The organism is Burkholderia sp. HI2714 (assembly GCF_002223085.1).
Lineage (GTDB): Bacteria > Pseudomonadota > Gammaproteobacteria > Burkholderiales > Burkholderiaceae > Burkholderia > Burkholderia lata_D.
Window position 1 is genome coordinate 1 of record NZ_NKFM01000150.1, and the last position, 1,192, is coordinate 1,192.

The following is a 1,192-nucleotide window of genomic DNA, read 5'->3' on the forward strand; positions in this document are numbered from 1 at the left end:
GGTAATCCCCCCGCAGAACCGGCGGGATCAGAAGTAGAATTTTCTCGTTGAGGGAGTTCTACAGAATGAAGAAGTCGAGATTCACGGACAGCCAGATCATGGATGCGCTCAAGCGCGTGGAGGCGGGGCTGGCGGTACCGGACCTGTGCCGGGAACTGGGCATCAGCACGGCGACGTTCTACAAATGGCGCTCGAAATATGGTGGCATGGATGTGTCGCTGATCGCACGGATGAAGGAACTGGAGGCTGAGAATGCCCGGCTGCGCAAGATGTACGTCGAGGAGAAGATCAAGGCAGAGATCGTCGCGGAGGCACTCGCAAAAAAGGACTGAGGCCATCTCGCCGGCGCGAGATGGCCAAGCATGCGGTGTCCAGTCGAGGCGTGTCGATCCGGCTGGCATGTGAGGCGTTCGGGATCAGCCAGACTTGCTATCGGTACGCCAACGTGCGCGATGCCGAGAACGACGAGATTGCGAACTGGCTGCTGCGTCTGACCGACAACCACCGGAACTGGGGCTTCGGGTTGTGCTTCCTGTACCTGCGCAACGTGAAGGGCTTCGGCTGGAATCACAAGCGGGTGTACCGGATCTATCGCGAGCTGGAGTTGAACCTGCGGATCAAGCCGCGCAAGCGGCTGGTCAGACAGGTACCTGAGCCGCTGGCGGTACCGTCTGCCGTCAACCAGGTCTGGTCGATGGACTTCATGCACGACCAACTGGCCGATGGGCGCAGCATCCGGCTGTTCAACGTGATCGACGACTTCAACCGCGAAGCGCTCGGAATTGAGATCGACTTCTCCTTGCCGTCGGAGCGGGTGATCCGTGCGCTACGGCAGATCATCCGTTGGCGTGGCAGGCCGAAAGCGATTCGGTGTGACAACGGCCCCGAGTACCTAAGTGCAGCGATCACCGAATGGGCCCGGCAGTACGACATCAAGCTCGACTACATCCAGCCGGGGAAGCCCCAGCAGAATGCGTATGTCGAGCGATTCAACCGGACCGTGCGATACGAATGGCTGTCGCAGTACCACTGGGAAGACTTGGACCACGTGCAGCGCTTCGCGACCGACTGGATGTGGACTTACAATCACGACCGCCCGAACATGGCCCTGGGCGGATTTACGCCGAAGCAGCGGCTGGCCATGGCCGCTTAGTTTCTACTTCTGAACCCCGTGGAAAACGGGGGGATTACC

1 protein-coding gene is annotated in these 1,192 nt (G+C 60.0%); it reads left to right on the forward strand.

The window, feature by feature from the left end; genetic code table 11:
• Positions 1 to 65: 65 nt before the first annotated feature.
• Positions 66 to 1,153 (forward strand): IS3 family transposase gene (locus tag CFB82_RS41565; protein WP_085962303.1). Its coding sequence is split into 2 segments (ribosomal slippage): positions 66 to 327 and positions 327 to 1,153, totalling 1,089 coding nucleotides; the frame shifts between segments, so codons are not numbered across the junction.
• Positions 1,154 to 1,192 lie beyond the last annotated feature (39 nt).